Origin of the sequence: Enterobacter sp. 296B2, from assembly GCF_034106185.1 — a bacterium.
In the GTDB taxonomy this organism is placed as follows: Bacteria; Pseudomonadota; Gammaproteobacteria; order Enterobacterales; family Enterobacteriaceae; genus Enterobacter; species Enterobacter cloacae_N.
The window spans coordinates 170,305-191,738 of record NZ_JAWNCA010000003.1 but is presented as its reverse complement, the minus strand read 5'-3'; the positions used below and the strand labels follow the sequence as shown (position 1 = coordinate 191,738).

Annotated in this window: 15 protein-coding genes; 7 read left to right on the top strand and 8 right to left on the bottom strand. The window is 56.0% G+C overall.

What is annotated here, in order from left to right:
- Positions 1–32: 32 nt before the first annotated feature.
- On the bottom strand, positions 33–2,879 hold the full coding sequence (locus URZ40_RS03755; protein WP_320719786.1) for a transporter substrate-binding domain-containing protein: 2,847 nt from the start codon (positions 2,877–2,879) through the stop codon (positions 33–35).
- Positions 2,880–3,330: 451 nt separating this feature from the next.
- Here URZ40_RS03755 and URZ40_RS03750 point away from each other — a divergent pair, with 451 nt between their 5' ends.
- Positions 3,331–4,557, top strand: coding sequence for a tetratricopeptide repeat protein (locus tag URZ40_RS03750; RefSeq protein ID WP_320719784.1), 1,227 nt, complete (start codon positions 3,331–3,333; stop codon positions 4,555–4,557).
- Here the strand turns inward: URZ40_RS03750 and URZ40_RS03745 are convergent.
- A complete protein-coding gene (locus URZ40_RS03745; RefSeq protein ID WP_226857623.1) occupies positions 4,548–4,922 on the bottom strand; it encodes a Biofilm associated protein A in 375 nt (124 codons plus the stop codon). The genes URZ40_RS03750 and URZ40_RS03745 overlap by 10 nt on opposite strands.
- Before the next feature lie 246 nt (positions 4,923–5,168).
- On the opposite strand from URZ40_RS03745, the gene URZ40_RS03740 reads away from it, so the two are divergent.
- The gene (locus URZ40_RS03740; protein ID WP_320719781.1) at positions 5,169–8,726 is read left to right on the top strand and encodes a response regulator; all 3,558 of its coding nucleotides are present in this window, start codon (positions 5,169–5,171) and stop codon (positions 8,724–8,726) included.
- Positions 8,723–9,505 carry an aminoglycoside adenylyltransferase family protein gene (locus URZ40_RS03735; protein ID WP_233003178.1) on the top strand — a complete coding sequence of 261 codons (783 nt, stop codon included), beginning with the start codon at positions 8,723–8,725 and terminating at the stop codon, positions 9,503–9,505. The genes URZ40_RS03740 and URZ40_RS03735 overlap by 4 nt, the downstream gene beginning before the upstream one ends.
- Positions 9,506–9,526: 21 nt before the next feature.
- Here the strand turns inward: URZ40_RS03735 and gorA are convergent, their stop codons facing one another.
- Positions 9,527–10,879: a glutathione-disulfide reductase gene (gene gorA / locus URZ40_RS03730; protein WP_320719780.1), complete on the bottom strand. Its 1,353-nt coding sequence runs from the start codon at positions 10,877–10,879 to the stop codon at positions 9,527–9,529.
- Between the two features lie 71 nt (positions 10,880–10,950).
- Positions 10,951–11,793, bottom strand: a complete 843-nt coding sequence (locus tag URZ40_RS03725) for a 23S rRNA (adenine(2030)-N(6))-methyltransferase RlmJ (protein WP_109846188.1) — start codon at positions 11,791–11,793, stop codon at positions 10,951–10,953.
- 177 nt (positions 11,794–11,970) lie between these two features.
- Here URZ40_RS03725 and prlC point away from each other — a divergent pair, with 177 nt between their 5' ends.
- Positions 11,971–14,013: an oligopeptidase A gene (gene prlC / locus URZ40_RS03720; protein WP_302220503.1), complete on the top strand. Its 2,043-nt coding sequence runs from the start codon at positions 11,971–11,973 to the stop codon at positions 14,011–14,013.
- Positions 14,014–14,020: 7 nt separating this feature from the next.
- The gene (rsmJ, locus tag URZ40_RS03715) at positions 14,021–14,785 is read left to right on the top strand and encodes a 16S rRNA (guanine(1516)-N(2))-methyltransferase RsmJ (RefSeq protein WP_316380220.1); all 765 of its coding nucleotides are present in this window, start codon (positions 14,021–14,023) and stop codon (positions 14,783–14,785) included.
- Between the two features lie 78 nt (positions 14,786–14,863).
- On the opposite strand, the gene uspA is transcribed toward rsmJ, so the two are convergent.
- A complete protein-coding gene (uspA, locus tag URZ40_RS03710) occupies positions 14,864–15,301 on the bottom strand; it encodes a universal stress protein UspA (RefSeq protein WP_003861223.1) in 438 nt (145 codons plus the stop codon).
- Between the two features lie 283 nt (positions 15,302–15,584).
- On the opposite strand from uspA, the gene uspB reads away from it, so the two are divergent.
- Entirely contained in the window at positions 15,585–15,920 is a 336-nt protein-coding gene (gene uspB, locus URZ40_RS03705) for a universal stress protein UspB (protein WP_003861224.1), read from the top strand.
- A gap of 43 nt (positions 15,921–15,963) precedes the next feature.
- On the opposite strand, the gene URZ40_RS03700 is transcribed toward uspB, so the two are convergent.
- Together URZ40_RS03700 and pitA are read right to left on the bottom strand one after the other, a co-directional pair.
- The gene (locus URZ40_RS03700; RefSeq protein ID WP_316380221.1) at positions 15,964–16,371 is read right to left on the bottom strand and encodes a hypothetical protein; all 408 of its coding nucleotides are present in this window, start codon (positions 16,369–16,371) and stop codon (positions 15,964–15,966) included.
- A 184-nt stretch (positions 16,372–16,555) separates the two neighbouring features.
- Positions 16,556–18,055, bottom strand: coding sequence for an inorganic phosphate transporter PitA (gene pitA / locus URZ40_RS03695; RefSeq protein WP_116342802.1), 1,500 nt, complete (start codon positions 18,053–18,055; stop codon positions 16,556–16,558).
- Positions 18,056–18,283: 228 nt separating this feature from the next.
- On the opposite strand from pitA, the gene URZ40_RS03690 reads away from it, so the two are divergent.
- Positions 18,284–19,480 (top strand): NAD(P)/FAD-dependent oxidoreductase, encoded by a 1,197-nt coding sequence (locus URZ40_RS03690; protein ID WP_163330616.1) that lies wholly within the window; start codon positions 18,284–18,286, stop codon positions 19,478–19,480.
- 54 nt (positions 19,481–19,534) lie between these two features.
- On the opposite strand, the gene URZ40_RS03685 is transcribed toward URZ40_RS03690, so the two are convergent.
- Positions 19,535–21,355 (bottom strand): integrin alpha, encoded by a 1,821-nt coding sequence (locus tag URZ40_RS03685; protein WP_116342800.1) that lies wholly within the window; start codon positions 21,353–21,355, stop codon positions 19,535–19,537.
- Positions 21,356–21,434: the final 79 nt, after the last annotated feature.

The following is a 21,434-nucleotide window of genomic DNA, read 5'->3' as shown; positions in this document are numbered from 1 at the left end:
TTAATTGATATTATTGTCGATTGTAGGCCGGCTCAGCGCAGCGCCACCCGGCAAGAAGTACTGTTACGCAGCGCCGTCGCCAGATCGCTAATAGAGCACGGCTTAAACAGACAATCGTTCATTCCCGCCTGCAAACACCGTTCCTTAATCTCATGCATCGCATTGGCGGTAAAACCAATAATCCATGCCGGTGTCCGGCCCTGCTCACGCTCAGCGTTACGCATCATGCCCGTTAGCTGATAACCGTTGATGCCCGGCATATTGCAGTCGGTGATAACCACATCAAAGGCAGTATCGGCCCAGATTTTGAGGGCCTCATCGCCACCGGAAGCCAGATGCGCGTGCTGCCCCAGCCAGGCCAGCTGTTTGGCCAACAGGATGCGGTTTGCGGGATTGTCATCCACCACCAGCACGTTAAGCGCCGGTAACTTTTCATCTTCCGCATCAGGCTGGGCAGGCGGCGTAACGGCACGGGTAACTTTAGGCAGGGAGAAGGTCGCCCTGACGGTGGTACCGACATGCTTTTCGCTGGCGAGCGTGAGCGTGCCATTCATGCTTTCACAGATGGTTCGGCTGATATATAACCCAAGGCCGGTGCCCGCCCGACGATTGTCCGCCTGGCTGAATGGCTTAAAGAGTGCGGCCTGCTGGCTTGCATCAATACCGATACCGCTGTCCTGCACCTCAATGACAAACTGGATGTTATCGGTGCCGGGCTCCTCACGCTGCGATAAGGTCAGCGTCACGCTGCCGCGGTCGGTAAACTTGATGGCGTTGCTGAGCAGGTTGGAGAGCACCTGCTTAATACGCAGCGGGTCGGCATAGACCTCATACAGCGCCTCTGTCGGGAAGACCTTATTCAACTGGATATTTTTTTCTATCGCCACGCCCTGGAACACCCGCATCATGTTGTCGATGAGTTTGCCGAACTGCACGGGTTCCGGGTTGAAATCGAGATGCCCTCCCTCGATACGGGAGATATCCAGGATATCGCCAATCAACCCCACCAGACCCTCTGCCGAGTCGTAGGCGACTTCCAGCGCCTGAAGATCGTGCTCGCCCTTGCGCCCTTTTTTCAGAACGATGTCCAGCATGCCGATAATGGCGTTCATAGGGGTGCGGATCTCATGGCTCATGGTTGACAGGAATACCGATTTTGCCCGGTTAGAGTCTTCGGCGCGATCTTTCGCCTCGCTCAGTTCCGCCAGCAGCGACTCACGTTCGGTGAGCATCTCGCGCAGCTGGGTGAGCTGCTCGTTCAGTTGCCTGCGCAGCGCCGCTTTACGCACAATCTGCCGACGCAAATAGAGCGCCCATCCCAGCGCTAACAGCACCAGAACGGCGCTGAAGACACCCGTGGCAATCAGCACTTCGCGATAGCGATACCAGAAGCTGTCGACCACCACCAGCTCGTTGGGTCGCCAGCGGTTCGCCAGATTTTCCATCTCAATGGGTGAGATACTCAGCAGGACTTTATCCAGAATGCTCTGCAGTTCCGGGCTTGCCAGGCCAACGCCAAAGGAGATCCAGGCGGGGGAGTCGCCAACAATCGAAACCACCTTTAGCTTGTCCTGAAAATTGGTGTAGATCTGGTAATCCGTCATCACCAGAATACCTATTGCCGCGTCGGCATCGCCGTTGGTGATGCTGGCGAGCAGCTGCGATTCATTGCCCACGTGAACTATTTTGATCTCCGGGTAACGTTCGCGCACCAGCTGCTCCACGCCGATGTTTTTCACCAGCGCCAGGCGTTTGCCGCGCAGGTCGGCCAGCGTGTTAATGTCGTTACGTGAGGATGATGTGGCAAGAGCAAACGCGCTGCGTAAGTAGGGCCGCGTGAACAGGACCTGACCCTTGCGCGCCTCGCTCGGCGTCACTGACGCGAGCATGTCAGCCTGCCCGTGGTTGACCTGGGCTATCAAATCATCGGTGGTATTGCCGGTCTCAAAGCTAAAGCGCAAGCCGGTGCGCAATGACACCACGGAGAAGAGATCCGCCACTACCCCGCGCAGCATCCCCTTGTTATCGATAAAGGAGACCGGGGCGGCATTATCCTGGCTGTAGATGAGCACGTTCACCACCGGATGCCGGGCGATCCACGCTTTCTCCTGGTCGGTAAAGACCAGCGACTTGGTTCCCTGTGCAATATCGACCCGATCGGGCTGCCAGCGGCGATAGAGATCCAGCTTTTCCTCTTCGGGTACCGCGCGGATGGTCGCGTTAATCAACTGGTTAAGCAGAGGGTTATTCTGGCTCAGGGCGAACCCCACTTCACGGTTGGGCAGCCGCGAGATGCGATCGATATGAATATTGTTTAAATAGTTTCGGCTCAGCGAATAGCTGTTACCGAGATAGGCGCGTGAATGCCCAAACGCCACGGCGCTCAGCGCTTCCTGATAGCTGTCAAACAGGCGAAAGCGCGCGTTGGGATAGGCCGCTTTCACCTGTGCCAGAGGCAGGTAGTCCCGGACCATCGCGACGTCGGTGTTAGCAAGGTCGTCCGCGAGAGGCTGGGTATCCCGGTCGTTCGCCCCCAGCACCGGTTTATCGCTGGCATAGGGCGTTGAGAAGACAAATGCGTCGTTGGCGTCAAAGGCGGAGACAGAGGGGATAAGATCGATATCACCGCGCGCCAGCGCCTGCCACAGCTCTTCCTGCGAGTCGTACATTTTAACCTGCACCGGCAGATTAAGCTGCCAGGACACCAGGCCGAGATAGTCGGCGCTCAGCCCCTCATATTCATGGCGTATGTTGCGCATGCCGAAAGGAGGCACGTCATAACGTGTGATACCCACCGTCAAGTTTTGCATATGCTTTAGCAGCGTTGCCTGCTCTTCGGTGAGCGGCAAGCGACTCATGCCCTCAATGGGGGTGCGCATCAGAATCTTATATTCTTCGCTGTGTGCCGGAGGCATCACGAATAAAAATAAAACCAGAAGCAAAAAATGACGAAGGTAGTGACGCATAACTTTTTATAACGCTCCTGAGCATAAGATACTGAAAGTGATATTCTGATTAAACGTTAAAAGCATTGTTATAAGACAAGGCTTGGTTATTATTCTGGCGATTGTGAATAACGAAAAGCACAATGTCTGGTCAGGAACGTTATTATTTCTACGCTATCCTCTCAATACTAATATAAACGTGCATTTTCGCCTGCTTTTTGCTGCTTAAATACTGCGCCATCATTGACTGCCGGGAACATCAAGACGGGTCTTGTCGCTTACTTTACAGATGAATGGGAAAATCATACGCACGATTATTTGATTTTGAGCCTGGACAATGCGTCGATCCCTTCAACCTCATTCATCTGCTGCAAAACAAGAAGCAATGCGTCAGACATTTTCTGCCCTGGCGGAGCAGTACCGTCATGCAATGGCCGTGACGGATTATGCGACGGCCTCTCGCTGCTGCGAAAAAGCGCTGGCCGTTCTGCCGCATAATATGTCGGTACAGAGCGATTACGCCCTTAGCCTGATGCGTGAGGGAAAACATGACAAGGCGTACAAAGTCTACCGCAAGATTTATCAGTCGCCCCGTCGTCATGAAGCGTCTGAAACCTGGCTCGATGGCCTGGCGGAACTGTGCGGCCATATGGGCAAAACGGATGAAATGCGCGCGTATGGTCTGGAGTCGTTGACCCTCTCTGACCAGCGTTTTCGTCAGGGAACCGCCTGGCCGCTGCCCCAGACACCACCGCCACCTTTTCAGGCGGATTGCCCGGAAAAAAACATTATCGCGTTCAGTCTGTATGGCGATCTGCCGCGCTACTGCGAAACCTTAATTAAAAACATTGAGGCCGCCGCAGAGCTGTTTCCCGGCTGGCGCTGTCGCGTGTATCTGGATGACTCCGTGCCCCAGCACGTCTGGCAGCGGCTGACGCAGGCGGGTGCCGCGCTGGTGGATATGAGCCAGGAAAAGCGCATCTATCCCACGCTGTGGCGTTTTCTGGTGATGGATGACCCGCAGGTCGAGCGTTTTTTAGTGCGTGACGCTGACTCTCTGCTCTCTGAACGGGAACAGGTTTGCGTGGAAGACTGGCTGCGCTCGCCATTTTATTTCCACCATATGCGCGACTATTTCACCCATACCGAGCTGTTGCTGGCAGGGATGTGGGGCGGCTGTGGCGGCGCGATCCCAGACGTGGAAGGAATGATGCGTCAGTTTGTAGCGAGCTACCGGGGAAGCGCCCGTTTCACCGACCAGTATTTCCTCAAAGTGGCGATCTGGCCTACGGTCCGGCAGAGCATTTTGAATCATGATGAGATCTTCGCCTTTCACCATGCTCAACCGTGGCCTGCACATCCGCCTGTTCGCTGGCAGACTGAGCACTTCCACGTGGGCAGCAACGCCGGGTTTACCGTGCTGGCGGGGCCGAGCGAGAAAGCCAGCGGTGAAAAGCAGGCTGTCGTATTACGGATTGAGGGGGAGAGCTATCGCTATACGGCGGTGGTGCGTGATGGGCAGTGGCGATTGCCTATCCCATTCTTCCTCGCTGACGGTTTTCGCGCGGGCGAGGTGCAGGTTGAGGTTATTACGCAACCTGATTACGTCTGAGGCGCAACGTCTAGTCCTGTCTGGACCAGTAGCTCCGTCTCAATACCCGGATGGTGATAAACCTCATATTGCACGCCATTCACGGTAACGGAGCCTCTGGCTTTCATCCATTCTCCTGGCTCTGATTCTGCAGGAAGCAGATCGGACAGATTGACCCGCTGCCCAGGAGGGCCTTTTATCAGTAGCTGCTGATTAACGTCGTCGATAAAAAGACGCTCTTCCCCCTGAATGAAAATATCGCCGAGCGCGATTTCGACCAGTGCAGGAAATTGATCGTCAGTCGCCATCTCTTTATGGGCATCGGCAGTGTTTTCGCCGTGGGCAGTTAACGTGTTATTCATTTTTTGTGGAACCTGTTTACGCATAGCAAATCTGCTGCGTTTTTACCTTCCAGCAGGGGAGGGGACAATAAGTCCGGTCTTATAAAAATCCGCTAACGATAGTTTTTAAAAACAAGACCGACCTTAATCCCGACTTGCCCACCTATTGCTAAAATTCCTGCAAATTATGGCGGTTATCCAGACAATGCAGAACGAAGCGCGGTTGCTAAAATTAACGCTGTGCCAGCCTGCTGATTTCCAGCCCTCACTTTTCAGGGAACGACTCCAACGATGCGTTTTATCACCGCCCGGTTAATTAGCCTTTTTATGCTGCTTTGCAGTATCGGGCAGATTCAGGCCCAGGAACTGACCCTGCAACGCCGCGTGCAGGTCAATGCGCCGCATGTCCAGTTTAGTGGTGACGTGCAGCAATGGCTGAAACACAATCAGACGCTTCACGTGGGCGTCTGGGGGCCTCCGCATCCTCCTCTCAGCGAAGGCATGGGGCACGGACTTTTCAGCGGGATTGCGGCCGATTATCTAGCGTTGCTGGAAGATAGCCTGAAGGTCAACGTCAAACTCCACTATTACAACCAGAGTCGTGATGCTTTCCAGGCGCTGCGCCGCCATGAAATTCAGATGGTGGCGATGTGGAACCCGGAGCTGTGGCCAAACGCCGAACTGGTGACCACGCCGCCATGGCTGCTGGATAAGTCGGTCTTAATGACCACTCGCGAGCGAGCCGATGACGCGCCTGAAGAGAGCCCAAAGACATTAGGTTTGATGACTGATACCAACGCCAGCCCGGCGCTGCGTCGCCACTATCCCGGCAGTACGCTCCGTTTCCAGTCCTGGTATCCTTCAGCAGTCAGCGCGCTGGCGTTTAAGCAGATAGATGCCCTGTGGATTAACCGGGCCAGTGCGGAGTACCTTACCCAGTATCATCAGGCTCAGGGGATACGCTGGCGCTACAGCCCGGCGCTGCCCAATCTGAACATGAGTTTTGGTGTAGATCGCCAGCTGCCGCAACTGGTGGAAGCCATCGACGCGGTCTTCAAACATATCCCCTTAGCCAGCCGTTTGCGTATTACCACCAGTTGGGGGCTTAACCGGAGCTTCGTCATTACCGCCAATCCGCTGGCGCTGGATCGGGAGGAGGAGAACTGGCTGCGTGAGCATAGTCAGATCCAGGTGATTCTGGATAGTCGCCAGCGCCCGCTCTCGTTTCTGGAGGATGGCACGCCAGCGGGTCTGGTGGTTGATCTGCTCAACCAATTTAGCGAGCAGTATGATATTCACTTCACGATATTGACCGCCGGTAGCGACGACGAACTCAACGCGTTAAAGCAGAATAACCCGGATGCGCTGGTGCTCAGGCAGGTGGCTGACGTGTCGCAAAAAACGTCCGCGGCCATGGCGATGACCTCGCCGTTGCTCACCACGCCGGCCGTGGTGGTGATGGATCAGACGATCAAACGACCGGACGATTTTGCCCAGCTGAAGGGTGAAAAGCTGGCGATTATGGCCGACGATCCGCTGCGCCCCTGGCTGGAAACCTGGTATCCTACAATCAAACTGGTGTCGTTGACCCACATGGACGACGCGCTGGCGCGGCTGAAAAAAGGTGAAGTGCGCGGTGTGATCGCGCCGCAGTTTATCGCCAACTACCTGGTGACGCGCCATCATCCCACCCGTTTTCATCTTGCCGTCACGGTGCCTGTCCCCCTCATTGATGTCGTCATTGCCGCGCAAACCGAGACCAGCCAGCCAGTTAATATTCTCAATAAAGCGCTGGCAGATATGCAGCCGCAGGCACTGATGCAGCTGGCGGGTGACTGGCGACAAGCGGCCATCGACAATAGTGAAACCTGGGCGCAAAGTTCATTACTCAATTCTTTGGTCTGGGGCGTGCTGCTTCTGCTGGTGGTGACAGGGTGTTGGCTATGGATACAGTATCTGCGCGCCGCGCTGCGCCGTGGCAATGTCTTGCAGCGCCAGCTTACCGAACAGTTACGTTTTACCCAGGCACTGATCGACGCCTCGCCCGTGGCGCTCTACGTTCGCGATCGTAACGGCCATCTGCTGCGCTACAACCAGGCCTGGGCGGATACCATCGGCCAGCCGGGCGATGCCTTCCAGGGGCAGCCAGTAACCGCGATCGACATGGTAGAACCGGCGGTGCTGGCGAACCTGGAGGCAAAATACCAGCAGGCGTTACAGGATGGGCAACCGCAGAACTGGGCTGACAGTTTTACGATAAACAACCAGACGCGCTACCTGCAGGGCTGGGTTGTGCCGTGGCACGACAGCCAGGGTGAAATTGGTGGTCTGATTGGCGGCTGGCTGGATGTCACTGAAAAAGAGCTGCTGATTGCTCAGCTCTCTGAGACGAAGAGTAATCTTGAGCAGGCAATAGGCAGCAAAAACGCCTTTATGCAGAGCATGGGGCATGAAGTGCGCACCCCACTCAGCGTCATCACCGGCCTGCTGGAGATGGAGCTTCAGGCGCTCGATGCGCGGCATGAGCATAATGAAAACCTGAATCTGATTTGGGAATCCTCCCTCAACCTGCTTTCGCTGATCGGCGATATGTTTGACGTCTTCCGTGCAGATAACCCGCAGCTGAACGGAACGATGCGCAGCACGCATCTGCCCCAGTTAATCCACAGTACCGTGGCGCTTTACCGGCAGCAGGCTGAAGCGAAAGGGATCACCCTGAACGTGCTGATCGAGCTCTCTGTCGAGCGTTTTACCACCGATCCGCTGCTGATTATTCGCATCCTCTCCAGCCTGCTGCGTAACGCCATCAAGCATTCGAATGGTCAGGATATTGACGTTGAAGTGTATGAGGGCAGCAAAGAGCCGAATGCCACGACGATCCCGCTGGTCATCGAAGTGTGCGATCGGGGCGAGGGCATTGACGAGCACCTGATTGAGGACATTGCCAGACGAGCGCACCACGTGACGCTGAAATCAGAGTGGACCGACACCGGGTTCAGTTTACCGGCCTGCCTGTATATGGCCCATGCCGCCGGTGCGGAGGTACGTATCGACAGTGAACCGCATGAGGGCTGCGTGGTGAGCCTTCACTTCAACGCGGTGCCTGCCGCCAGCAAAGTGCTAACCCCTCCGCCTGTCGAACATATGCGCAGCCTGCATATTCTTGGGGTCGACGACTATCCGCCAGCACGCCGTGCGCTGCGGCAGCGGCTGGAGTCCTGGGGGCACCGGGTTTCGCTGGCGACACAGGGGGCGGAGGCGCTGTCGATGTGGCAGCAAAATCCTGGCCGCTACGATGTGATTATTACCGACTGCACGATGCCGGAGATGGACGGCTATGAGCTGGCGCAGCAGATCCGTCATACCGAACAGCTTTATGGTCATCCGCCTGTCCCGATATTCGGCCTGACGGCGATGAGCGGCGCAGAAACGGCAGCGCGCTGTATCGATGCTGGTATGAATGAATATCTGGAGAAACCGCTGACGGCGGAAAAACTCCAGACGCTGCTGGATCGTTATTTTGCCGGCAGCAGCGCGAAGCCTGCCCTGGAGAGCGATGCCACGCGGGCGCTGCAGGCCGAAATGGTGGAGGTGAACAGACAGGATGCCAGCCAGTTGACGCAGTGGCTCGCACAGAAAAATCGCGATAAGGTTGGCCGTATGGCGCACCGTATCAATGGTGGCGCAAGGATGATGAGCATGACATCTTTGCAGCAAGCCTGTGAACAGCTGGAAACGGCCTGTAACGACGATCGACCCTGGCAAGAGATTGACCTTCTGGTCAACCGCGTGCTGGAAGAGATAACCCGGTTTAATCAGCAGCTATCGTCAGACGAAGAGGTAGGATGAACGAGCCCCCCTGCGCACAAAAACAGCTACAGAGCGCCTGCGCGCTCATCGAAAGCGTTCTCGGAAGCAAGCTGATGGCAATTCACTTATACGGTTCGGCGATGGACGGTGGCCTGAAGCCGCTGAGCGATATCGACCTGCTGGTCACGGTACGTTCGCCGCTGCGGGATGAACAACGCCATACCTTGATGCAGAAGCTGCTGGCGATTTCGGCCTGGCCCGGCACGTCGGAGATTTACCGGGCGCTGGAAGTAACGGTCGTAGTCTGGTCGCAGATTGTGCCATGGCACTTTCCGCCCGTGCGGGAACTGCAGTTTGGAGAATGGCTACGGGATGATATTACAAACGGGAAATACGAACCGGCGCAGCCCGACCCCGATCTGGCGATTTTACTGACCAAAGCGCGTCAGAACAGTCTCCCTCTGCGGGGAAAAGCAGCCTGCGAGTTGTTCGAGGCTGTGCCAGAAAACGATCTGCTGGAGACCTTTCGTCAGACTCTGGCGCTGTGGAGCAGGGCTGACGATCTTAAGGGTGATGAAAGACATATCCTCCTGACGCTGGCGCGTATCGGGTATAGCGTTGAGACGGGTAAGATCGCGGCTAAAGACGAGGCCGCAGCCTGGCTGCGGCCGCAATTGCCCGAAGCTCATGCGAAACTGCTTGAGGAGGCGCGTGCAGAGTATCTCGGGTTGGTCACCGTGGACTGGGCAGAAAAAATGCCGCAGGTTGCGGCATTTGTCCGTGATGTCAAAAAAGCGATACAGGAAAAAATGGCGTAGTGCCATCCTGTAACGCTCTGGTTAGCGCATCGTCACAAACTCTTCCGCCGCCGTCGGGTGGATCGCTACGGTATTGTCGAAGTCTTTTTTGGTTGCGCCCATCTTCAGCGCCACCGCAAAGCCCTGCAGGATCTCGTCCATGCCGAAACCGATGCCGTGGATGCCGACAATCTTCTCGTCCGGGCCGACGCAGACCAGCTTCATGCGGCACGGCTGGCGGTGGGAGGTAACCGCGGTATACATCGCGGTGAACGCCGATTTATACACTTTCACCTGGTCGTCGCCATACTGCTCGCGCGCCTGCGGCTCGGTTAAGCCGACGGTGCCGATTGGCGGGTGGCTGAAGACCACGGTTGGGATAAGGTTGTAGTCCAGATGCTCGTCCGGCTTGTTGTTAAACAGGCGCTCGGAGAGACGACGGCCCGCCGCAACAGCTACCGGAGTCAGCTCAACGGCACCGGTGTTATCGCCGACCGCGTAAATGCCCGGCACGCTGGTGTTCTGGAACTTATCAACGACGATGTAGCCTTTATCGTTGGTTTTTACGCCCGTTACAGCCAGGTTGAAGTTATCGTTCGCCGGTTCACGGCCGATCGCCCAGATCAGGCAATCAACGGTCTGGCTGCGGCCATCTTCCAGCTCAAGCGTCAGGCTGCCGTCCGCGTTTTTCACCACCGCTTTTGGCACGGCATTAGTGTGCAGGGTCGGGCCTTCGGTGTTCATCACTTCGACCAGGGTATCGACAATCAGCGGGTCAAAGCTGCGCAGCGGCGCGTGCTTACGCACGAACAGGTGCGCTTCTGCGCCCAGGCCGTTAATCACGCCGGCCAGTTCCACCGCGATGTACCCCGCGCCAACAACGGCAACGCGTTTTGGCAGGGCAGGCAGCTCGAAGAAACCGTCGGAGTCGATGCCGTATTCAGCGCCCGGAATGTTCGGGTGGCTCGGACGGCCGCCGGTGGCGATCAGGATGTGATCGGCGGTGATCGTCTCGCCGTTCACTTCGATCGTTTTCGCGTCCACAAAGCGGGCAAAGCCGTGGATCACGTCAACGTTATTTTTACCCAGCACGTTGTCGTATGAGGTGTGAATACGGTCGATGTAGGCGGTACGGCTGGCGATCAGCTTGTCCCAGTCGAAGTGATTGATAGTGGTGTCAAAGCCGTAGTCCGGGCCATACATATGGATAGCTTCACGGATTTGCGCCGCGTGCCACATCACTTTCTTCGGTACACAACCCACGTTCACGCAGGTGCCGCCCAGCGCTTTGGCTTCAATCAGCGCACACTTCTGGCCGTACATGGCCGCGCGGTTGATGGAGGCGATGCCGCCGCTGCCGCCGCCGATTGCGATGTAGTCATAATGCTTAGTCATAGCTTTTGTCCTTAATCGTGAATTGCCGCGATTGTATACCTGAAATCAATAGTTTCCACCGATGGCTGCGATTACTCCGGCACGATCCAACTGACGGTGGCGTGGCCTGTACCCGCTGGCACCAGCGTTTTATGCAGCCACGGCAGCACGTTGTTCATCTGCGCTTCGAGCTTCCACGGCGGGTTGATCACAATCATCCCGGAGGCGGTCATGCCGCGCTGGTCGCTGTCCGGTCGTACCGCCAGCTCAATCTGCAGGATTTTGCGGATGCCGGTTGCCTCCAGATCTTTGATCATGCGCTTGATCTGCGCGCGCAGCACCACCGGGTACCACAGGGCGTAGGTCCCGGTGGCGAAGCGTTTGTAGCCTTCATGGATGCCGGTCACCACCGCCTGATAGTCGGTTTTGATTTCGTACGGCGGGTCTATCAGCACCAGGCCGCGGCGCGAAACCGGCGGCAGCCTGGCTTTCAGCTGCTGGTAGCCGTCGGATTTTTCCACGCGGGCGCGGCTGTCTTTCTGGAATTCAGAACGCAGCAGCGGGAAGTCGCTCGGATGCAGCTCGGTCAGCTGGAGGCTGTCCTGCTCGCGCAGCAGCTGGCGGGCAATCAGCGGCGAGCCCGGGTAGTAGCGAAGCTGTCCGTTGCGGTTGAAGTGATTGACCACGCCGATGTACGGCTCCAGCTCGGCAGGCAGATCGTCCTGCTGCCAGATGCGGGCAATCCCTTCCAGATATTCACCGGTACGCTCAGCATGTTCGCCGCTCAGCTGGTAACGGCCCGCGCCCGCGTGGGTGTCCAGATAGAGAAACGGCTTCTCTTTCTCTTTGAGCGATTCGATGATCAGGCTCTGAACGGTGTGTTTAAGGACGTCGGCGTGGTTGCCTGCGTGGAAGCTGTGGCGATAACTGAGCATGGGTATTGATATTCCGCTGAATTGACGATTTGCCACAGTTTACAGCAGAACGGCACAGATTACCCGTAGGCCCGGTAAGCGCGGCTATTGAAATCCTCTACACTTAACCCCATTACTGAACAATATGCACAGCGCCGGATGCGCGCTTCATTCACCTATTTCAACAGGACAGCGTTTATGACCAATCCATTACTGACGCCTTTTTCGTTGCCGCCGTTTTCTAAAATCCTCCCTGAGCATGTTGTTCCAGCCGTTACCCGGTCGCTGGAAAACTGCCGTGCGGCGGTAGAAAGCGTGGTTGCGCAGGGCGGGCCGTACACCTGGGAAAATCTGTGTCAGCCGCTGGCCGAAGTGGACGACGTGCTGGGGCGCATCTTCTCCCCGGTGAGCCACCTGAACTCGGTTAAAAACAGCCCGGAACTGCGCGAAGCTTACGAACAAACCCTGCCGCTGCTCTCTGAGTACAGCACCTGGGTTGGTCAGCACGAAGGGCTGTACAAAGCCTACCGCGACCTGCGCGACGGCGACCACTATGCTGAACTGAACACGGCGCAGAAAAAATCCGTCGATAACGCCCTGCGTGATTTTGAGCTGTCCGGTATCGGTCTGCCAAAAGAGAAGCAGGTTCGCTACGGTGAAATCGCCGCGCGCCTGTCCGAGCTGGGCAACCAGTACAGCAACAACGTCCTCGACGCCACCATGGGCTGGACAAAGCTGATTACCGATGAATCCGAACTGGCCGGTATGCCTGAAAGCGCGCTGGCGGCGGCAAAAGCCCAGGCCGAAGCGAAAGAGCAGGAAGGTTTCCTGTTAACGCTGGATATCCCAAGCTATCTGCCGGTGATGACCTACTGCGACAACCAGACCCTGCGCGAAGAGATGTATCGCGCGTACAGCACTCGCGCCTCCGATCAGGGGCCGAATGCCGGTAAGTGGGACAACAGCCCGGTGATGGCGGAGATCCTCGCCCTGCGCCACGAGCTGGCCCAGCTGCTCGGCTTCGACAGCTACGCCGATAAATCCCTCGCCACCAAAATGGCGGAGAACCCGCAGCAGGTACTCGACTTCCTGACCGATCTGGCGAAACGCGCCCGTCCTCAGGGCGAGAAAGAGCTGGCCCAGCTGCGCGCCTTCGCGAAAGCGGAGTTCGGCGTAGACGAGCTGCAGCCGTGGGATATTGCCTACTACAGCGAAAAACAGAAGCAGCACCTCTACAGCATCAGCGACGAGCAGCTGCGCCCGTACTTCCCGGAAAACAAAGCCGTTAACGGCCTGTTCGAAGTGGTGAAACGCATCTATGGCATCACCGCCAAAGAGCGTACTGATATCGACGTATGGCACCCGGACGTGCGCTTCTTCGAGCTGTATGACGAGAAAAACGAGCTGCGCGGCAGCTTCTACCTTGACCTCTACGCGCGTGAAAACAAGCGCGGCGGGGCGTGGATGGACGACTGCGTGGGCCAGATGCGTAAAGCCGACGGCTCCCTGCAGAAGCCGGTCGCCTACCTGACCTGTAACTTCAACCGTCCGGTGAACGGCAAGCCTGCGCTGTTCACTCACGACGAAGTGATTACCCTGTTCCACGAGTTCGGTCACGGCCTGCACCATATGCTGACCCGCATCGAAACCGCAGGCGTTGCCGGCATCAGCGGCGTGCCGTGGGATGCGGTCGAGCTGCCAAGCCAGTTTATGGAAAACTGGTGCTGGGAGCCGGACGCGCTGGCGTTTATCTCCGGTCACTATGAAACCGGCGAACCGCTGCCAAAAGCGCTGCTGGATAAAATGCTGGCGGCGAAAAACTACCAGGCGGCAATGTTCATCCTGCGTCAGCTGGAGTTCGGCCTGTTCGACTTCCGCCTGCACGCGGAGTTTAGCCCGGAGCAGGGCGCGAAAATCCTTGAAACCCTGGCCGAGATTAAAAAGCAGGTTGCCGTTATTCCAGGGCCAACCTGGGGCCGCTTCCCGCACGCGTTCAGCCACATCTTCGCGGGCGGCTACGCGGCGGGCTACTACAGCTACCTGTGGGCCGACGTGCTGGCGGCGGATGCCTTCTCTCGCTTCGAAGAAGAGGGGATCTTCAACCGCGAAACCGGCCAGTCGTTCCTCGACAACATCCTGACCCGTGGCGGGTCTGAAGAGCCAATGGTGCTGTTCAAACGCTTCCGCGGCCGCGAGCCGCAGCTGGATGCGATGCTTGAACATTACGGGATCAAAGGCTGATTGTTACGTGAAGATCTGCTTAGTTGATGAAACGGGCGCCGGAGACGGCGCCTTATCCGTTCTGGCGGCCCGCTGGGGGCTGGAGCACGACGAAGAGAACCTGATGGCGCTGGTGATGACGACAGCGCATCTCGAATTACGCAAGCGCGACGAACCGAAGCTCGGCGGGATTTTTGTCGACTTCGTTGGCGGGGCGATGGCGCACCGGCGCAAGTTCGGCGGCGGTCGCGGCGAAGCGGTGGCCAAAGCGGTCGGCATTAAAGGAAGCTATCTCCCGGACGTGGTGGACGCCACGGCGGGGCTGGGGCGTGATGCCTTTGTGCTGGCGTCGGTGGGCTGTCATGTGCGCATGCTGGAGCGCAATCCGGTGGTGGCCGCGCTGCTCGACGACGGGCTAGCGCGAGGCTACGCAGACCCGGAAATCGGCCCGTGGCTGCAGGAGCGCTTGCAGCTTATCCACGCTTCAAGCCTGACGGCGCTGACCGATATCACCCCGCGCCCGCAGGTGGTCTATCTCGACCCTATGTTCCCGCATAAGCAGAAAAGCGCGCTGGTGAAGAAAGAGATGCGGGTGTTTCAGTCGCTGGTGGGGCCGGATTTAGACGCAGATGGCCTGCTGGAGCCGGCTCGTCAGCTCGCGACGAAGCGGGTGGTGGTGAAGCGTCCGGACTACGCGCCGCCGCTGGCGGACGTTGCCACGACCAACGCGGTGACCACTAAAGGACACCGGTTTGATATTTATGTCCCCTCACCCCAACCCCTCTCCCCATAGGGGCGAGGGGCTCGATCGTTCCCTCTCCCCTATGGGGAGAGGGTTAGGGTGAGGGGTAAGCTAAGGTTTGTGCCTTACTTACTCGTCTTCTTCGTCACGCAGTGGAACAATCAGCATATCCACGTGAACGGTGTTAATCAGCTGGCGCGCGGAAGACATCAGCTTGCTCCAGAAGTCCTGATGGTGTCCGCATACCACCAGATCCATATCGTATTTCTTAATCGCATCAACCAGTACCTGGCCCAGGTCGCCGCTGCCGCTCAGGGTTTCGGTGATTGGATAGCCCGCGTTGGTGGACAGTTCGCTCAGGGCATGGTGAGTCTCTTCGGAGATGCGTTTCTGCATATCGCCGAGATTTACGTCGATCAGACCGGTGTAGAGGTCGGAGTAATTCACATCAACGTGAATCAGGGAGACTTTCGCGTTGTAGGGACGTGCCATGGATACTGCTTTATCAACCAGCACTTTGCTCTCCGGAGAGAGGTCTACCGCGATGAGAATGTGTTTGTAAGCCATAGTGTTACTCCTTCCTTAAGTTATCGATGACTAAATGAGAATGCCGTCGTCTGATACTTTCATTACGGCCCAGTTAAACATATTTTTCAAGCTTTGGTGTTGATAACGATTAACCTTGTGGCAAAAAAATTAACGGATCTCCTACACTATTTAATGAGCCGTTCGGATATTAAAACGCGAACCGGATCGACTTTTGGTCATTCTTTCACTGAACTGTCTGTCAGGGCATTGGGGTGCGGTAGCTCAGGAGCCTTGCTTCGTGGGCGGACGCCGGGGAGGATGTATGATTAGCACCGTCGCATTGTTTTGGGCGTTATGCGTAGTTTGCATAGTGAATATGGCGCGCTACTTCTCATCGTTACGTGCGCTGTTAGTGGTACTTCGTGGTTGCGATCCGTTGCTGTATCAGTATGTGGACGGTGGAGGGTTCTTCACCTCGCATGGACAGCCCAGCAAGCAGATGCGTCTGGTCGGGTATATCTACTACCAGCGCTACCGCGATCATCACGATGAAGAGTTTATCCGTCGCTGCGAGCGTCTGCGTCGTCAGTTCATTTTGACCAGCGCCCTGTGCGGGCTGGTCGTGGTCAGTATGATTGCATTGATGATTTGGCACTGAGCATTACAGCAGGCGGGGTAAGCCCCGCCTTGTTACATCTGGCTCAGGGCTTAACGGAGAACTGGAGATTTGAAACAGTATCCTCAATCGAGATGACCTTCCCGCTATAGGTAATTTTCACTTCTCCGTTTGCATCAATGCTGGCAGAGGTAATTGTGCCTGTACCTTCAATGACCGGATGCTTCATAGCGAGCTGATGGATAATGTCAGTATCTTCCCCTGCTATCTTTTGCGAGAGATAGTAGCGGTAGATTGTTGGCACGGTTGCGCCGCCTTGGTTGTTCACGGTCATATAGAGCCAGACGCGGTCAGATAATTTATAAACGCGTTGAAGTTCATCACTCGCTTGCCGGTTGGGCTGGTGGTTGAGCCAAAAAAATCCAATGACCAGAGCTAAAAGCGATAGTGTCACAAGGCGATGAATCCATTTAGTAGCCGTTTTGAATGACATAATCTGTTTCGTCCGTGGAATGTTTGTCCTGAGATGACTCTCTACTAGGATAATTATTTGTGCAGGGAAAATCTGAACGAATAATGTTCAGATTGTACTGATGACAGCAATGGGTTGAGTAAAACAACAGCCATAAAAAAAGCGGGCCAGTTTCCTGACCCGCTTTTTTGTCGCCTTCAAGCGATTAAATCAGCTTCAACGAAATCCAGTACAGACCGCCAGACAGCAGGATGGACGCCGGAAGGGTGAACACCCAGGCCATCAGAATGTTGGTCACGGTTTTGCGCTGCAGACCGCCGCCGTCAACAATCATGGTACCTGCCACGGACGAGGAGAGTACGTGAGTGGTGGATACCGGCATACCGGTATAGCTCGCCAGACCGATAGATACCGCCGCCGTCATCTGCGCGGACATACCCTGCGCATAGGTCATGCCTTTCTTACCGATCTTCTCGCCGATGGTGGTCGCTACACGACGCCAGCCAATCATTGTACCAATACCCAGTGCCAGCGCGACGGCCATGATGATCCAGATAGGCGCGTACTCGATGGTGTTGAGCATGTCGCTTTTCAGTTTCTTCAGCAGACGTTTGTCGTCAGCATTCACCTCTGGCAGCTTCGCGACTTTATCGGTCACGTCAGAGATGCAGAGCATGATACGACGCAGTTGACCACGCTGTTCAACGGCCAGTTTGTCGTAGCTTTCGATATTACCCAGCATGCCCTTGGCGCGTTCCAGCGCGTTAATCGCGTTAGCCGGATGGCAGTGGAATTCGCCCGGTGCCGTCGTCGCACCTGATTCCGGGGAAGGAATCAGCTGATCAACGCCGGTCGCTTTTTTCAGCAACTCAGGGTGCTGCTGGAAATAGGTCTCAACGTTGTTGACCGCATCACGGGTACGGGTGATTTCGTAACCAGAAGCGTTCATGTTCACCACGAAGCCCGCCGGTGCGACGCCGATCAGAACCAGCATCACCAGACCAATGCCTTTCTGCCCGTCGTTCGCGCCATGAGAGAAGGCCACGCCGATAGCGGAAATGATCAGGGCGATACGCGTCCAGAACGGCGGCTTTTTCTTGCCGTCTTTCTTCTCACGCTCAGCTGGCGTCAGGTGGATACGCGCGCGTTTCTTCGTGTTGCTCCAGTAGCGACGCAGGATGAAAATCAATCCACCCGCAACCACCAGGCCCACGATAGGGGAGATGATCAGAGAGCCGAAAATACCCAGTACTTTGGGCAGGTTCAGCGCATCAACAACCGATGTCCCGGTCATCAGGGCGTTGGTTAACCCGATACCGATAATCGCGCCGATGAGGGTGTGAGAGCTGGATGCAGGCAGGCCGAAATACCAGGTACCGAGGTTCCAGATAATGGCAGCAAGCAGCATTGAGAACACCATGGCAAGGCCATGACCGGAACTCACGTTAAGCAGCAGATCCGTTGGCAGCATATGCACGATGGCATACGCAACGCTCAGTCCGCCCAGGAGGACACCAAAAAAGTTAAATACCGCCGCCATAACGACCGCAAGCTGCGATCGCATTGCGCGAGTGTAGATAACCGTTGCTACTGCGTTTGCAGTGTCGTGGAAGCCGTTGATCGCTTCGTAAAACAGTACAAAAACCAGAGCAAGCAATAGTAAAAGCCCGGTATGTAAATCCAGGCCGGCAAACAAATGTAGCATAGGACGTTACGCCATTTTGAGGACATGAACGCGGCGCATTATCCAGGACAAATGCGCAACGGGCAAAGTGAAATATAGACTTTTTTTGACATACCACCTGATTTGAGAAAAGTGCCTGAAAGGATAATCGTTAAATTTCAATGGAATGGCTTTGTAATATCTTTTTACGCTGGTGTGACCACAGAGGAAACTTTACAATCCGCGGCAGTTAACGAAGAGGGTTTTGACGTGGAAAGGTTTGATGCCGTGGTAATTGGCGCCGGTGCGGCGGGTATGTTTTGTGCGGCGATGGCCGGACAGGCGGGTCGTCGCGTACTGTTGCTGGACAACGGAAAAAAGCCAGGCCGCAAAATCCTGATGTCGGGCGGCGGGCGCTGCAACTTCACCAATCTTTATGTCGAACCCGCGGCCTATTTGAGCCAGAACCGTCATTTTTGCAAATCTGCGCTGGCGCGATATACCCAGTGGGACTTTATCGACCTGGTGGGTAAGCACGGCATCGCGTGGCATGAAAAGACCCTGGGGCAGCTGTTCTGCGACGACTCCGCGCAGCAGATTGTCGATATGCTGGTGGCCGAGTGCGAGAAGGGCGGCGTGGTGATGCGCCTGCGCACGGAAGTGCTGGAGGTGGCTCGCGACGAGCAGGGCTACACGCTGCAGCTGAACGGTGAAACCGTCAGCGCCGATAATCTGGTGATCGCCAGCGGCGGCCTCTCGATGCCGGGTCTGGGCGCGTCACCGTTCGGCTATAAAATCGCCGAACAGTTTGGCCTGAAGGTTCTGCCAACCCGCGCCGGGCTGGTGCCGTTCACGCTGCATAAGCCGCTGCTGGAGCAGCTTCAGACGCTTTCCGGCGTCTCTGTACCTTCAGTCATTACTGCCGAAGACGGGACGGTATTCCGCGAAAACCTGCTCTTTACCCACCGCGGTCTCTCCGGCCCGGCGGTACTGCAAATCTCCAGCTACTGGCAGCCGGGGGAATTTGTTACGGTGAATCTGCTGCCGGACTGCGATCTCGGCGCGTTCCTTAACGAGCAGCGTACCGCGCACCCGAATCAGAGCCTGAAAAACACCCTGGCGATGCAGCTGCCAAAACGTCTGGTGGAATGTTTGCAGGTGCTGGGGCAGATCCCGGACGTGTCGCTCAAGCAGCTTAACAGCCGCGAGCAGGAAGCGTTGGTGGATACGCTAACGAACTGGCGCGTTCAGCCAAACGGCACCGAGGGGTATCGCACGGCGGAAGTGACGCTGGGCGGCGTTGACACGAATGAGCTTTCTTCACGCACGATGGAAGCGCGTAACGTACCGGGGCTCTACTTTATCGGCGAAGTGATGGACGTTACCGGCTGGCTCGGCGGATATAATTTCCAGTGGGCGTGGTCGAGCGCCTGGGCGTGCGCGCAGGCGCTGCAAAACGCGCAATAAATTGCCGGGGAGTCTCCTCCCCGGCAGTGTTGCTCCATTCAGATGATGTAAGAATTAATCCGGGATGATGTAATCCGCAATGCGGAAGGTGACTTTACCCGTCCAGCTGTTATCACGGTAAGAACCAATGGCGAGACTGTCCTGAGTGAAGCCATTGAAGTTCCCGGCCGCAATGGAGGCACCGAATTTTTCATACTGATTTTTACCCCAGTAGACTTTCGCAACACCTTCACTCACCAGCGTATTAATATCGATCATGCCTTCATCATCAGCGTAATCATCCAGGCTTTTACCGCCGTTGATCACATACACGGCGCCGACCTGAGTGCCGCTGGAGTTCAGCGCATTCGGATCGCCAATCACCAGATCCTTCTTACCGTCACCGTTCAAGTCCACATTACCGAGAATGCTGTTCCCGAACCCTGCCAGCTTGCTGCCAGGCCTGTCGGCGTAGATAGCATAGCCATCTCGTACGCTAAATTTTTTGTTGTAGTTCAGCCGGGTGTGCGCCGCATCAAGGAACAGGGATGATGGCAGCTTACTGCCGTCGGTCTTACCTTTGATAATCCAGACCAGCCCGGAACGTTTTTTATCGATACCCATGTCGGCAGGGGCGCTAATCGCAAAAGCGTTATAATGTGTACTCAGGAAGTTACCTAACGGCGTAATGGTGCCGTTATTGGGCTTATCCTGTGTATAGGCGCTATGATCGTTACTCCCTTCACCTCCGCCGGACTGACCGCCAAGGAAAGCTGCCCCCATACCGTGAATGCGGGTTGCCTGCGTCGCGTTTAACGAGGCAATGTCGAGATTCCCCTGGTTGAAGCTGCTGCCGTAGACAAGATAAGCCGTACCGCGCCCATCAGTGCCGCTGTTTTCGGATTTACGGCCTTCATTGACGGATTCCGGGTCGACGATCAGATAATCACTGAAGCCGTCGCCGTTAATATCCCCGACATCGCTGATCTGCTGTCCAAGGTTGTAGTTAAGCGGTTTCTCCGGACCGTTGGTGGCGGTCATCTGCGGACGAATATAGGCGCCGGTTGCGGCAGGGATCTCCCAGTCGCCCAGGTTGTTGCGCTTAATATCGATATTCTGCCACTGGTCGCCTGGCTTTTGGGCGCCGTAGATAATGACCGCGCCGCCGCGTCCGCCAGTGCCTTCGATATCGCCGATAGCGAGATCGACCATCTTGTTAGCCACTGCAGAATTTTTATATTTAATTGGGCCTACCGCGGCGCCAAACCAGCCGCCGGTATTCGCATTGCCTGAAGAATTCACCGTACGGATGCGAATACCCAGGCGAGCGTCGCCGTTGTCGATATCATTGAGGTCAATCTGATTAGAAAGACGCGCGCCTGTACGGTGATGCGGCCCGCCCCAGATAATATAGACCTGATCATGCCAGTGGGAGGCGATAACTAAATCGTCATATCCATCACCGTTAATATCACCAATTTTGCGTACCGCAACGCCCATCCATTTTGTCGTCACTGAGCCGGGCTTATTCGCTTTATTGCTGTGGAAGATTTTAAGCGCGTTTTGCGGATCGAATTCACCTACGTTGTTCACTTCCTGCATGGTTTTACCGCCGGAAGTTCCGAAAATAACGTAGGCAATCCCTTTCGCGCCATCCCCCCAGGGGGCCGTGATCACAATATCTTCGCCCGCGATATGTGTGCCGTTGTCCTTATCGGAAAACTTACCGATAGTGGTCATTGTCATACCGAAATAGTCATTACTCTTTTCACCCTTGATGGCGAAAGGCGCTGAGTAGGGCTCAATATCGCTGGCGATGGCCTGAGATGCCGTGAAGCCTGTACCTAATAAGGCCGCAATGCAAAATGCTATGCGCGTTTTACTTTTTAGTTTCATGCTATATATCCTTATACAAATCCATTTTTAAATACCCGGCAACTCATTTCTATAGCGCTATGAGTTGCAGTGAAATAAG

Bases quoted from the DNA above. Each gene is read 5' to 3' on its own strand.
- URZ40_RS03755 (WP_320719786.1), bottom strand. From the start codon at position 2,879: ATGCGCACCCCCATTGAGGGCATGAGTCGCTTGCCGCTCACCGAAGAG.
- URZ40_RS03700 (WP_316380221.1), bottom strand. From the start codon at position 16,371: ATGTCATTCAAAACGGCTACTAAATGGATTCATCGCCTTGTGACACTA.
- URZ40_RS03685 (WP_116342800.1), bottom strand. From the start codon at position 21,355: ATGAAACTAAAAAGTAAAACGCGCATAGCATTTTGCATTGCGGCCTTA.
- prlC (WP_302220503.1), top strand. From the start codon at position 11,971: ATGACCAATCCATTACTGACGCCTTTTTCGTTGCCGCCGTTTTCTAAA.
- pitA (WP_116342802.1), bottom strand. From the start codon at position 18,055: ATGCTACATTTGTTTGCCGGCCTGGATTTACATACCGGGCTTTTACTA.
- URZ40_RS03750 (WP_320719784.1), top strand. From the start codon at position 3,331: ATGCGTCAGACATTTTCTGCCCTGGCGGAGCAGTACCGTCATGCAATG.
- URZ40_RS03725 (WP_109846188.1), bottom strand. From the start codon at position 11,793: ATGCTCAGTTATCGCCACAGCTTCCACGCAGGCAACCACGCCGACGTC.
- uspA (WP_003861223.1), bottom strand. From the start codon at position 15,301: ATGGCTTACAAACACATTCTCATCGCGGTAGACCTCTCTCCGGAGAGC.
- URZ40_RS03735 (WP_233003178.1), top strand. From the start codon at position 8,723: ATGAACGAGCCCCCCTGCGCACAAAAACAGCTACAGAGCGCCTGCGCG.
- gorA (WP_320719780.1), bottom strand. From the start codon at position 10,879: ATGACTAAGCATTATGACTACATCGCAATCGGCGGCGGCAGCGGCGGC.
- URZ40_RS03740 (WP_320719781.1), top strand. From the start codon at position 5,169: ATGCGTTTTATCACCGCCCGGTTAATTAGCCTTTTTATGCTGCTTTGC.
- uspB (WP_003861224.1), top strand. From the start codon at position 15,585: ATGATTAGCACCGTCGCATTGTTTTGGGCGTTATGCGTAGTTTGCATA.
- URZ40_RS03745 (WP_226857623.1), bottom strand. From the start codon at position 4,922: ATGCGTAAACAGGTTCCACAAAAAATGAATAACACGTTAACTGCCCAC.